General features: G+C 59.4%; 8 protein-coding genes. 2 read left to right on the top strand and 6 right to left on the bottom strand.

All coding sequences use genetic code 11. From position 1 onward, the window contains the following. Positions 1 to 266: 266 nt before the first annotated feature. From ABEA02_RS19080 to ABEA02_RS19095, 4 genes are all read right to left on the bottom strand, one after another. Positions 267 to 2,444 (bottom strand): pectate lyase family protein, encoded by a 2,178-nt coding sequence (locus ABEA02_RS19080; protein ID WP_345534694.1) that lies wholly within the window; start codon positions 2,442 to 2,444, stop codon positions 267 to 269. A gap of 519 nt (positions 2,445 to 2,963) precedes the next feature. Further along, on the bottom strand, positions 2,964 to 4,940 hold the full coding sequence (locus ABEA02_RS19085) for a pectate lyase family protein (RefSeq protein WP_345534695.1): 1,977 nt from the start codon (positions 4,938 to 4,940) through the stop codon (positions 2,964 to 2,966). A 192-nt stretch (positions 4,941 to 5,132) separates the two neighbouring features. Then, a complete protein-coding gene (pelA, locus tag ABEA02_RS19090; protein ID WP_345534696.1) occupies positions 5,133 to 6,503 on the bottom strand; it encodes a pectate lyase in 1,371 nt (456 codons plus the stop codon). Between the two features lie 124 nt (positions 6,504 to 6,627). Continuing rightward, positions 6,628 to 7,956, bottom strand: a complete 1,329-nt coding sequence (locus ABEA02_RS19095) for a pectate lyase family protein (protein WP_345534697.1) — start codon at positions 7,954 to 7,956, stop codon at positions 6,628 to 6,630. 13 nt (positions 7,957 to 7,969) lie between these two features. Here ABEA02_RS19095 and ABEA02_RS19100 point away from each other — a divergent pair, with 13 nt between their 5' ends. Further along, positions 7,970 to 8,281, top strand: coding sequence for a hypothetical protein (locus ABEA02_RS19100; RefSeq protein ID WP_345534698.1), 312 nt, complete (start codon positions 7,970 to 7,972; stop codon positions 8,279 to 8,281). A gap of 326 nt (positions 8,282 to 8,607) precedes the next feature. On the opposite strand, the gene ABEA02_RS19105 is transcribed toward ABEA02_RS19100, so the two are convergent. Beyond that, the gene (locus ABEA02_RS19105; protein WP_345534699.1) at positions 8,608 to 10,086 is read right to left on the bottom strand and encodes a hypothetical protein; all 1,479 of its coding nucleotides are present in this window, start codon (positions 10,084 to 10,086) and stop codon (positions 8,608 to 8,610) included. Between ABEA02_RS19105 and ABEA02_RS19110 the strand changes: the two genes are divergently transcribed. Then, positions 10,064 to 10,423, top strand: coding sequence for a hypothetical protein (locus ABEA02_RS19110; RefSeq protein ID WP_345534700.1), 360 nt, complete (start codon positions 10,064 to 10,066; stop codon positions 10,421 to 10,423). The genes ABEA02_RS19105 and ABEA02_RS19110 overlap by 23 nt on opposite strands. Before the next feature lie 226 nt (positions 10,424 to 10,649). Here ABEA02_RS19110 and ABEA02_RS19115 read toward each other — a convergent pair whose 3' ends face one another. Beyond that, on the bottom strand, positions 10,650 to 12,551 hold the full coding sequence (locus tag ABEA02_RS19115; RefSeq protein WP_345534701.1) for a pectate lyase family protein: 1,902 nt from the start codon (positions 12,549 to 12,551) through the stop codon (positions 10,650 to 10,652). Positions 12,552 to 12,866: the final 315 nt, after the last annotated feature.

Genomic DNA, 12,866 nt, shown 5'->3' on the forward strand with positions numbered 1-12,866 from the left:
AGCTTGTGCAGTTGCCTGATTATTGGGTACCGCGATGAATTTTCCCGGCGAAATTTTGCCGGGCAGGCTTATGAATTCTGTTGCTGCGGCGCCGCACCCCACCAAACCATGTCGACCGCTGCGCGCGCGCCGACGCCCGGGGCTCTTCCTTGCGCACGAAGAGCCGCCGTAAGCGCGAATGCTGCTTCTCGAATGGTGAGCCAAGCGCTCCGCGAATTTGCATCGGCCCATCCGCGGGTTCGCCTGCGCCTGGAGAACAATCGACGTCAGTTGCAGCTCAGACTGGCGCTATTGAGACCTATCGTCGCGCTGGACTCTGTGCGCAGCTGGAAGAACGATCCGCCCGAATAGGTAGGTGTGTTCAGCGCAAATGTCCAGCTGTGCGTCCCGACCGTCAGCGTACCAATGGCGACATCGACCACGCGCGAGTTGGATCCATGAGGCGAACTGCTATTGCTGTTGCTCGTGCTGTTGTTATCGACAGCCAGCTGGAAGTTGCCAGTACCGGATCCCGCGACTCCCACATCGATCGTCAGGGTGCAGGTCTTGCCGTTGATAGTGAAGATGCCGCCCGGCGTGCTGGTTGCCGTGGTGCCTGTGCTGCCACGCTCACCCACCGTGAAGCGCAGGCCTGCCATCGTGAGCACATCGCTGGCTACTGTGGCCGTACCCCCGGTCTTGCGGTACATGGCTTTGCCCGCATCATCGGGTTGCGCAGCGTAAGCAGTAGTGAAGAAAGCACTCGCGTTACTGGCCGAGAAGCTCTCCGTCCAGGTCCCCGTTACGCCCGCAGCGACCGACACCCCCGTACTGCTTGACGCGGAAGACGCCACGGAGGATGAGGCAGACGAGCCAACCGAAGAAGTAGAAGAAGACGCGGATGACGTTGCCGATGAACTACTGCTGGACGTACTCGAGGATGAACCGCTGGCAATGCTGCGAGCCGTGCCCTTGGTGCTGAACATGCCAACGCGACCAGCCCCTGCCTCCTCTTCGATTTTGACGCGAGCGCTGTTGGCATCCAGGGCAGTGTAGGCGTAAGGCGGCGTCCAGGCGATGTCGGCAGCGGGAACCTCGGCACACGCAGCTGCCGCCAACGCCGCACTGACATCGATAGGCCCGCCCGTCCAAGCCTTGCCGTCGTCAGTCTTGTCGCTGATGAACTGCGCGCCAGTCACCCGGAAGCCCAGGCCATCCTTGCCGCCCGATAGCTTGCCGCATACTTCTTTGGGCTTGAGCCCGGTGAAGTAATGGAAGCTGTTCTCCAGGAACACCGAGGACTGATAGCGCACATCAAGCCCGCCTTCGAACTTGTGACCGTAAGTGGCTGTTCCGGTGGTGCCTTCCATCAAGGTGTTAAATGTATGCAGCTGCCCGAAGCGCACGAGCGGCAGGCGCGAGGTCAATCCCTTCCACCAGATCTGGTTGAGCGTGACATGCAGACGACCGGCGTCGCTCCATGCACGTCCGCTGTCGCCGTTGCCAACGAGCATCACCTTGCCGTGATCACCGATGAAGCTGCTGGAGACTGTCACGTAGTCCGAACCGCGAACAATGTCGAGCGCTCCATCGTGACGGGTATCCGAGGCCAGGGAATCCGGCGTGTCGCCATCGGTAATCGTGACGTGGTCCACCCAGATGTTCTGAGCGCGCGAGATTGTCACGCCATCCGCATAGGCATTGCCGGAATCCTCCGGGTTCACGTCCCACGGCGTATCAATGGCAAGGTTGCGAATGATGACGTTGCGCGTCCAGGTCGGGTAATCCTCGCCATCCTTGCCCGCAGCGATCCAGGCTTTGAAACCCGTTTCAGCATCAATGGCGCCATTCGCCAGCTCACTGCCGACGAGAATTGTGGTCCCCGTAATGCGTGCCGGCTTCCCGTCAGTGCCATTGATACCAACCAGCGTGGTGTTCGACGGGATCATGATTGATCCGCCGAACTTTTGATCCAGGTAGCTCGTGTACTCTTTGAACGTGCCGTTGTTGTCGCTCATGCGCAAGTCGATATGACCGACAACGCGAATGATCTTCGGCTCGTTCTGGGCCTCATTAATGGCCGCAATCAACTGCTGCCCATTGAACACGGTATAGATGCGATTGGCGGCCGCGTTGCGGCCACCTGTGACAACCACCTTGCCATGGGTAATCGTCGCGGCAGTGCCGCTCGTTCGGCGATAGGTGTGCCAGCCGCTGTCTGGCGCCACGTCACATTCCAGTGAGGTCAATGCGCCACCAGTGGGATCGACCGTCGCAAACTGCCAGGTTGGCAGTTTGGGCGCGACCTTGTAGTTGGCGGGGTCATGCCCGTTCGAATCTTTCACGGGTGCCGAGTAGCTGCGAATGCCATACACAGCTGACTGGAAAGGCGTGCTCGAACCCGTCAAGGTCTTCGCATCCACTGCAGCAAGGGAGATTGCCGGACAAATAGCTGAACCGGTCACCAACGACGAACTGCTTGATGAAGCCGAACTGGAGGCCAGAGATGACACGGAACTGGATGCCTGGGACGAGGCTGCACTAGAACTTCCGCCTGCGGAAGACGCCGCAGCTGCACCTGCGCCACTACCTGAACCACCGCCTCCACCGCACGCTGCCAGCGCAAGAATTGCGAGCGCTGTCGCGCCCAGGCGAATATCGAACCTACTCATGTCTCTCTCCAGACTCCTGCCACGAAGTTGCGCGAAAAGACGCCGCACATACTCATGACAAATATTTAGTTTTTGCAAATTGACTGTAGCGCCCAGACATTGATTCGGCCAGAACCGATTCATTTACAAAGCAAAATCTTTAAAAATCGCAAATGCACCTGTTTGCAAAATGAATCTCATGCGGCGCGCCTGGTCTGTTTTTGCCACCTTGTCAATCGGACAACCGCCCGCCCGAGTCCAATGCGGCGGGCACCAAAAAGAAAACGGGGCTCCATCGGAGCCCCGTTTTGCCAAACTCGGAATGCTGATTGGTTACTTGCCCACCGCGACCAGCTTGGACTGGTAGTTCGTCAGCGCGGTCTTGAGCCCTTCATTGATGTCGGTCAGCGTGTCATCCGCGTCGGTGAAGACCCACTTGAAGTCGCCGCCGCCGAGACGTCCGGCAGCGCCCTTCACGATGTTGGGCACACTTCCGGGCGCATCCGGCACATAGGCGTACATGGTGGGAGCCGTATCGAAGTTGCTGTAGGCGTTCCCGGCCTTGCTCTTCACGGACGAGGGAATCTGCTCCGAGCGGCTGGTCACGAGATATGCGTCGTACTCGGTTGCGTTGGTGGTTTGATAAACCAGGGCCGTCGCGCCAACAACGATGTTGTTGTAAGCCTTGATCAAGCCACCGCCGTTCGCTTCGCCATTGGGCCACAACACATAGTTTGTCCCTTGCAGGTTGATCATCATAGGGTACTTGCTGTTGCGGAAGTAGTTGGCTTCCACAAAGGCCGACGAGGTGCCCGTGCTCAACACGCTCATCGAGGCATTGCCGTCCATGTAGTTGTTGTAGATGTGCGTGGTGGCATGCGTCAGGCGCGGATTGCGCGAGTCACTGTGATCAAACCAGTTGTGGTGGTAGGTGAAGTAGATCGGGTTGCTCTCCGTCGCCCCGCCCGCGAAGGTCGTCTTGCCGTTGTCGAAGAAGTGGTTGTAGGAAATCGTCACGTACGAGGTGTCGTACTTCATGTCGATGGTGCCATCGCCCTTCTTCTGATCGGCATCGCTGCCGGGCTGCCCGTAGAAGAGGTCGCAGTTGTGCACCCAGATGTTGTGGTTGTTGCCTTCCATGGAGATCGCGTCGTTGCCAGGTCCCGACAACATGATGCCGAGATTCCGGATCTCGACATTCTGCGTGTTGCCCAGGTAGATGCCAAAGCCATGGAACGTCGCATCGTCACCGATGCCTTCGACGGTCACATTGCTGATCAGCGCGCTCGTGCCACCACCCTTGAGCCCGAGATAGACCCCGTCCTTGAGCCCGGCCTTGACGTCAGCTGCCTTGATCAAGCCGATGACGCGCACAATCAGGGGAGTCTTGTCGAACCCCTTCGCGCGGTAGTACATGATCCGCTCCATCCCCACTGCCGCAGTTTTTCGGCCGTCCGTGCCCGTGATGACATCCAGTGCAACGCTGTTGAAGTTGCTGGAGGTGACGTACAGGATCTGCGCGTTGGAAGCCGGCGTGCCATTGTCCGTATAACCACCGGAGCCTGTTTTGGCGGGCGAGGTTTGCGAAAATGCGAAGCCTTCGCGCTTGTGCGCCGACACAGTCAGGCTGTTCGTCACGAAAGCACCAGCGCCGTTCTCGGCCCCTCCGGATACAGGCACCACCTTCAGCACATAGCTACCGGCGGCGAGCCCCGGAACATCGGCGCGATAGGAGCTGGCGTACTGCCTCACCAAAGGCGCATCGATCTTCTTGTAGGTCGAATCCGCAGCCCCCGCAGCTTTGACGTAGACGTTGTAGGAACTTGCGCCCGACACAGGCTTCCAGCTTGCGAACGCCACTTCATTCCAGCCGCCAGAGCTCAGCAGGGCGCCGGACGACACCACAGAACTACTCGAACTGGAGGCGGAGGATTGCACTGTGCTGGAGCTACTGGAACTGCTCGAAGAGGACTTTGAGGACAGGGATGACGAAGAGCTGACCGATGAGCTGACGGAAGACGTGGACGAGGAGGCCGACGACGAAGTACTTGTGGGCCCATAAGAGCAAGTCGCATTGGTCGGGAAACTGTTGGTCGGGAATGCACTGCCAACGCAAACGAAACTACCAGTCTTCGTTGCGTACACAAAGCTACCGGACTTACCCAGCGCCGCCTGGCGAGTGCCCGTCATCGTGCACGTCGAGCCATCGTTCTTCGCGCATTTGGTGTAGCCGTCTGGCGCATCTGTCGCCGCACGGACATAGGGCGCACATAGCAGCGCAAGTGTGGCTGCCAGCATTACGAGTTTCATTGATCTGTCTCCATGAATGTTTTACTTGACCTGCTTTCTGGCAGGGAGCTTCATTCTTGAAGTCCAGATCGAGAATCGCAATTGCAATATCTCTCAGAGCGATTCTGTTTCTGCATAACAATGGGGTCAGAATTCGCTTATCAACCGACCGACACCGAGGGCCTCGACGAGCGCCCCCGGTTCGTCATGCAACTACGGACGCGCGTTCTTCGCGCTCCAGTCGCTGAAGCGGGTCAGCACCGACTGGGCTGTGCTGCCGTACCAGGCATAGCCCAGACTTTCTGCAGGAAACGCAGCGAGGGATGTGAAGACCAGACCGTACTCATTGCTTCCGTGCAGTTCCGGTTTGTCGCCAAACAGGGCTCTGGCGCGCTTGCTCACCGTGGCATCCGTCGGTGTGTAGAACGCCAGATCGTAGAAACGCGCCCAGGAGTTGGTGCCGCTGGCATCGATGAACTTGCCAGAGCTCCATTTCTTGTTGTTGATCTGCGTGGCCTTGAAGAAGTCAGCAGCGCCATAGACGGCGGCGCGCGTGCGCGCGTCCGGGCTGGGCAGCGCCATCAGGAACGACATGATCTTCGCGCTCTCCTGCGCCGTCAGCGCAGCCATCTCCCAGGTGCGGGCGGGCGTCGGCTTCTGCGTCAAGGCATCATGCTGCTGGCCCCAGACGGTAAGTTTCCCGTTGATGCTTACCTGGTTGGTCAGGAGCCAGTTAACGCCCTTGTCTGCGGCGGCTGCGGCTTTTGATCGCAGGCTGGCATCGAGGAACGAAAAGTCCTTGTTGCTGTTCAAGCCAATCTCGCGCAGCAGCTTGATTGCGGAAAGCATGGCGTCGTCATTGATGGTGACGGCATCGTGATACTTGCCAGCCAGCGGGTACACCTGGGGCCAGCCACCGCTCGGGTACTGGGCGTTGAGCAGGTAATTGACGCCTTTGACTATGCTGGCTTGAATCGCAGCGCGATCCGAGCTTTGCGCGCCCTGCACTTTGGCGAGATAGCGCAGCTCAGTCCAGGTCGCGGAGTTATCCAGCGTGCCCACCCACAACCAGTCTTCGTAAGCCGTCGTCGCCGGGTTCACGGTATAGGTGCTGAAAGACTGGCCCTTCAGACGCAAGGCGCCCGTCCGCGGCATGTTCTTCGCCCAGCCGCCTGCGGGCGTCTGAAAGGAAATGATTTCCTTTGCGATGCCCAGCGCCTTGCTGCCGGCGTAGTAGCTGCTCGATTCGGAAAGCGGCATGGTATCGGGCGAAGACTTGTCTGACGCACGCGACTTGGGCACCGAAGACAAACCTTGCCGCTCACTGCGCAGTGTCGCCTTGTCAGCGTCCATCGCTTTCTTCGAGGCTGCCAGGTAGGTCGTGAAGTCCTTGGCCAGGCTACCTGCGCTTGCGTCGATGCGCGCTTGCGTCAATGGCACGGCCTCGACATTGGGCCGGAGATAGTCCGTGCAGCTGGTTCCGCAACCCGATACCGCCGCGTGCGCCGACACAGCAGCAAAGACGGCTGACACAAGCAAAGACCGGCGCATGAGGCTTGCAACCGGGTGTTTGTTCCGTTTCATATTTGTCTCCATGTTTGATTTCCTCTTCTTTGTTGATCACTGGCGTTCATGCCCCCGGAAAACGCACACGGTCGCCTGCAGGCGACCGTGCTTTGTCAGCAACCCGGTTCGTGAACTCCGGCGATTACTTCAGCTTGCCTCCACCCGAATTGGCCTGCACAGATGCGGGCACCGACGATGTGGCGGCCAGCGTGAAGCTGTAAGGTGGCGTCCAGACGTTTGCGCCCGTGGGCGCAGTCATGCCGCACTGCCCATCCCATGCCGTGACCGTGCCAGCGGGAATGTTGAGGCCAACGTCGATCTTGTCGCTCACGAAAAGATGACCCGAGGAGCGGAAGCCGGTGTAGTCCTTGCCGGTAATCACCTTGCCGCAGGCATCAGAGAGCTTGAGCCCGGAGAAGCTGTAGTAGTTATTCTGCAGCAACTGGTTGGAGTGATAACGCGCATCGGATCCGCTCATGAATTTGAGGTCGGAGTCCTTGGTCGAGGTGCTGCCCGTGATGTAGTTGTTGAAGATGTGCACCTGACCGAAACGATTGAGCGGCAGACGCGCCTGGAGGTTGTCCCACCAGTTGCCGAACAGCGTCACGTGGAAACGGCCATCGTCACCCCAGGCGCGATCGGCATCGCCATTTCCGATCAGCGTGGTCTTGTGATGGCGCGTGAAGTAGTTGTTGCTCAGCGTGACGTAGTCCGAGCCGCGCACGATGTCCAGCAGGCCATCATGGCGCGTGTCCGACGCAGCGGAGTCCGGCGTGTCGGTGCCATCAGACATCGTGATGTGGTCGATCCAGACGTTCTGCGCACGCGCAAGCGTCATGCCGTCTGCATAGGCATCGGCGGACCCTTCCGGATTCACATCCCAGGGCGTATCGATCACCAGATTGCGGATGATGATGTTGCGCGTCCAGGTCGGGTAGTCTTCCCCATCCTTGCCCGACGCAATCCACGCGGTGAGGTCCGTCTTGGGATCGCCGCCCGTAGCCAGCGGCAACTCGGCTCCAACCAGCAGGGTTGTCCCGGTGAAGCGAGCCGGGCGACCTTGCGCATCGTTGATCCCGACCAGTGTGGTATTGGACGGAATCATGATCGAGCCGCCGAACTTCTGATCCGAGAAGCTGGTGTATTCCTTGAACACCGTGTTGTTGCTGCTCCAACGCAAATCGATGTGGCCCACCACACGAATGATCTTCGGATCGTTCTTCGCTTCGTTGATGGCCGCAACAAGCTGCTGGCCGTTGAAGACTGTGTACACGCGATTTGCTGTCGCGGCGGAACCGCCCGTGACACTCACCTTGCCCTTTCGCGAGAACGAATGCCAGCCGTTGCTCGGCGCGACCTCGCGTTCAAAGCTGAGCTTTCCGCCCGTAGGGTCTGACGACGCGAACTGCCATGTTGGCAGCTTGGGGGCGGCCTTGTAGTTCTTCGGGTCGTGCCCACTGGAGAGCTTCACCGGCGCCGAGTAATTGCGAACACCATACAGCTCGGACTGGAAGGGTGTACTGGCGCCCGTCAGTGTGCGTGCATCGATGACCGTGCCGGACGCAGCACTTGATGTGCTGGATGAAACAGAGCTGGCGACCGACGACGACGATTTACTGCTCGACACGCTGCTTGCGGAGGACGAGCTTTGCACGCTGCTGGAGCTTGAACTGCTCGTCGAGCTGCTTGACGAGCTGGCAGTGGCCGGATCATACGAACACACCGCCGAGCTGCTGAAGGTGTTTGCCGGGAAAACCGACGATGCGCACGTGAAAGTGCCCGTCAGCGTCGTGTAGACAAACGAGCCGGACTTGCCGAGGGCAACCTTGTGCGTCCCCGTCATGACGCACGACTCGCCGAGCTTCGCGCATTTTGTGTATCCAGCGGGGTAGTCCGTGACAGCGCCTGCCTGTGTTGCAACAAACGCGAGAACGGGTAAAACCAATCTGTACTTGTTCATGCTGTCTCCTGCTTCATATTGTTGGAATATCTGGAATCAGACGGTGATGTCCGGCCTGCGTGGCCGGACATCAGAAACCACCAACTCCATAGGGGGTTGAACATTTCGCGTCACAACTGCCGCCCCCCCCCGATGCTTACGCCAGTTGTGAGAACCGGGGAATCAGTACGCCGTCTTGAGCCAGTTCTGCCTGTCCCATGTGAGACGCCCTGCGCCGGCGCCCGCTTTGATGACATCGAGCAGACTCATCGGATCGTCGTAGGCGGACGCGGGCAAGCTGTACGGCGCAGCCCCGTTCGCGGTGTTCCAGGAGAAGGGCTTGATCGTGGCCTGGAAAGGCCCGAGCTTGCTGCCTGCATCGGTGCTGCTTCCACGAGAGTTGATGGTGGTGCCATCCTCGTTGTGGAAGACGTAGACCGTGTCGGTCGCAAGGATCTTGCCGGTATAGCTGGGATCACTCGGGTCGGTCTGGTTGTTGCGCAGCGGCCAGATCGTATCGACGTACACCGACTTCTCCACCAGCAGTGCGCCATCCTCGGTCGAGATGCTGCCGTTGATGGGTGGGTCGAAACTGTAGTTCTTGGTGAAGCTCAGCTGGTCAGCGGCGCTCATGGCGTCATAACGGGCCTTGCGCAAGCGCTTGGCTGCGAGCACCTTGGTGTCGTCGACATAGATGTTGTAGTTGTGGGCCTGACCACCCGCCAGCCTGGGCAGACGATCCCAGGTGTTCAGGTAGTACTGGTGATGGAATGTCACCGAGGCCAACGGGTTGGACGAATCCTTGGACAGCTCGCCGATGGCTTGCGTCTTGTCCGGTCCCTGCAGGATCTTGACGATGTCCTCGACCGAGAAGCCGCGCGTACGCAGGAAGTTGTACATCGGGTAGGAAGACTTGGATGCCTCCAGCGCATTGACCTGCTGGCGTACAAAGCTGTTGGGGTTGGTCTCGCCGTCGTCGCCGATGTAGGTGTTCCAGGAGTACGTGATGTTGCTCGCGCCACCCTTCGTATCGATGATTCCGTCATACGACTTGGTGAAAGTGCAGTGATCAATCCAGACGTGATGCACGCGCCCGCCGCCCACACCGATGGTGAAGAAGTCCCAGTTGTTCTTGTCGTAGTGGCCGTTGCTGGCCTCATCCCACTCCCACAATTCATCGAACTTCAGGTTGCGGATGATGATGTTGTGGGTATTGCGGATCGACCAGTTGGCGTGGCGGATGGTCGCGCCATTGGCCGAGAAGATGGTGAGCCCGCCAGCCTTGGGCGAAATCTGCATGCTGCTCACACCCGATTTGAGCAGCACCGGATGAAGCTTCGGGGCCGCCGCCGCCGTGAAGGGCGTGGAAGCCAGGTTCTGCACTTCGGCGCCGATCTCGTTCCAGCCCAGATTCAGGTCGTTCATGATCTCGATGACCTTGATCGTGCCTTTCTTGTTGGCGGCGACCAGCGCATTGGCCAGTTCAAGCGGCGTGCGCACCTTCGCGTAAGCCGCATCGGTCTCTGCAATCACGCCGCCACCCGACACACCGCCAGCCAGCAGCCCGCTGGTGCTGTCGCCCGGGAGCGTCGCGAACCCTCTGAGGTTGTAGCGCGACAAGGTCTGCGGTGCAGACGACGTGGAGCTGCTTGAAGAAGCCACCACGCTGCTGACAGAGGAGCTACTCTGGCTGCTGGCGCTAGCCGAAGAGGCTGCACTGGAAGATGAAGACCGCACGGCGCTGCTTGCAACACTCGACGCCGCACTGGAGGCCTTGCTTGAAGACACGCTTGACGAAGAGCTCGACGAAGCACTTGCCGTCGGTGCGTACGAACACCATGCCGAAGTGCCGAAGCTGTTGCTGGGGAAAGCACTGCCAGTACATGCAAAGCTACCCGTCTTGGTGGCATATACGAACGTGCCCGATTTTCCGAGCGCAACCGAGCGCGTGCCGCTCATGGTACAAGTAGCCCCCGTGTTCTGCGCACACTTCGTGTAATCGCTTGGTGCATCGCCAGCGGCGTGCACCACACTCGCCATGGCGAGAGCCAGGCTGCCCGCCAGTATCTGTTTACGCATCTCTGTCTCCATTATGTGTTGTTAAGTTCGTCCTGCCTCTGACGCAGTGCGCGCCAGCCTGCTCAGCCGGGAAGGCGGCAATTCGGCCCCTCTGAACCACGCCGCCCCGAATGGGGCGCCAGGCAAACCCTGGCGCCCGCGCAAGCTCAATACTTGACCTTCAACCAGTTCTCCTTGGCCCAGGTCAGGCGGCCGGCGCCCACGCCAGCCTGAATGACCGGGAGAAGACTTGCCGGATCGTCATAGGCGGAGGCCGGCAGCGTGTAAGGCGCTCCACCGTGGGTGGTGTTCCAGGCGAAAGGCTTGATGCGAGAGTCCTGGAACGGACCGAGGCGACTTCCGGTAGCGGTACTGTCACCACGCTCGGTGTAGGTCGTGCCATCCTCGTTATGGAAGATGTACTGAAGATCGAGCCCCAGTATCTTGCCGGTGTAGCTGGCATCCGCCGGGTTGGTCTGGTTGTTGCGCAAGGGCCAGAGCACGTCGATGTAGACTGACTTTTCGACCAGCATTGCGCCGTCTTCGACCGAGATGCTGCCATTGAGCGAGGGGCCGAACTTGTAGGGGTTGTCGCTGGTGAACTTCGCCTGATCTGCGCTGCTCATCGCCGCAAATTTAGCGTCCCGCATGCGTTTCGCTGCCAGCAGGTTGGTTGCGTCGGCGTAGTTGTTGTAGCTGTGGACCTGCGCTCCGGCGCTGCGCGGCAGACGATCGACGGGGTTGAGGTACAGGTTGTGATGCAGCGTCACCGAGGACATCTGGTTCACGACGTCCTTGGAGAGCTCGCCAATCGCCATAGTCTTCTTGGTGCCCTGCATGACCTGTACGATCTGCTCGGGTGTGAGCAGCATCTTGTTGCGCAGCGTGCTGTACAGGGGGTAGGAGTCCTTGTTCTCTTCCAGCTTGTTGATCTGTTGCCAGACGAAGCTGTTGAGATTCGCTGTCGGGTTGAAGGCATTCGCCACCCCGTCATCCCCCACATAGGCGTTCCAGGAATAGGTGACGTTGCTCGTACCGCCCTTGGTATCGATGATGCCGTCGTAGGCATTGCTGAACGTGCAATGATCAATCCAGATATGACTCACCCGGCCACCGCCCACGCCGATGACGATGAAGTCCCAGTTGTTCTTGTCGTAGTCACCCTTGGTGTCCTCATCCCACTCCCAGAGTTCGTCGAACTTGAGGTTGCGGATGATCACGTTTGAAGTTGCCTTGATCGACCAGCTGGAATGACGGATCGTCGCGCCATTGGCAGAGAAGATCGTCAGCCCGCCCTTTTTTGGCGAAATCTGCAGATTGGAAACATCCGATGCAATCAGTTTCGGGTGCAGTTTTGGCGTATTGGCATGCTTTGAGAACGGCGTGCTGGCCAATGTCTGCGCAGCCGAGCCGATTTCGTTCCAGCCAAGATCGAGGTCGTTCATGATCTCGATGACATAGGCGCGCCCTGTCTTGCCGGGATCAATCTTGTTGGCCGCCACGATGGCCTGCGCAAGCTCCAGCGCCGTTGTGACCTTGCGATAGCCAGGGTCCGTCTCCGGAATGACGCCGCCGCCGGTCACGCCTGCCGGCACGAGCCCCGTAACGCTATCGCCCGGCAAGCTCGCAAAACCGGTCAGGTCGTATTTCGAAACGGCCCCGCTGACAACTGTCGGGTTGCTCCAGCACCAGGCGCCGTTGCGCCAGTCGCCCGCCGGGAATGTGCAGCTTGCGTAGTAGTTCGGCGTCGAACTGGATGCGGAGGACGCCGAGGATGTTGCAGAGGACGATGATGCAGAGGTCGCGGTGGACGAAGAAACACCGGAACCGCTGCTCGCCGAGCTGGACGTCGATGACGCACTGGTACTGGAGCTCGACTGAGCGCTTGACGCAGCCGAATTCGTGCTGGACGCAGAAGTGGCGGCAATGGAGGACGCAGAACTCGCGCCTCCGCCACCAGTAGCCTGCCCCCCTCCTCCGCCCCCCCCACCACACGCAGCCAACGCCGCAATCATCACGACGGACATCCAGCGCAAGCACAAGCTTGCGGACTTGTTCTGCACACGCATTCCCGACTCCTCCTGCCTGAAGCCCACCTGCCGAATTGGGTTGGCCTCTGTTTGTGCGGGAATGCTAGCCAGCCCAACCGCGGCGAGATATTGCGATTTCAGTCGTCCGCGCAACGGATTTTCCGTTGTGCAAACGCACAGAACAACAAATGCCCCCGAACCCATGACTAGGCGAACAGCAAGCTTCGACAGGTGGTGTCGCGATGCACAAATCGGTTTTCTGCAGCCCAGCAAAGAAAAACATAAATCCGCGCACCCCATATCTCAATTGTGACCAAACCGCCTGCTCTGTAAAAAGCACGCAGTGGCCAATCG

Source organism: Viridibacterium curvum (assembly GCF_039544165.1).
In the GTDB taxonomy this organism is placed as follows: Bacteria; Pseudomonadota; Gammaproteobacteria; order Burkholderiales; family Rhodocyclaceae; genus Viridibacterium; species Viridibacterium curvum.

Coding starts and splice junctions, on each gene's coding strand:
- ABEA02_RS19115 (WP_345534701.1), bottom strand. CDS start 12,551: ATGCGTGTGCAGAACAAGTCCGCAAGCTTGTGCTTGCGCTGGATGTCC.
- pelA (WP_345534696.1), bottom strand. CDS start 6,503: ATGAAACGGAACAAACACCCGGTTGCAAGCCTCATGCGCCGGTCTTTG.
- ABEA02_RS19085 (WP_345534695.1), bottom strand. CDS start 4,940: ATGAAACTCGTAATGCTGGCAGCCACACTTGCGCTGCTATGTGCGCCC.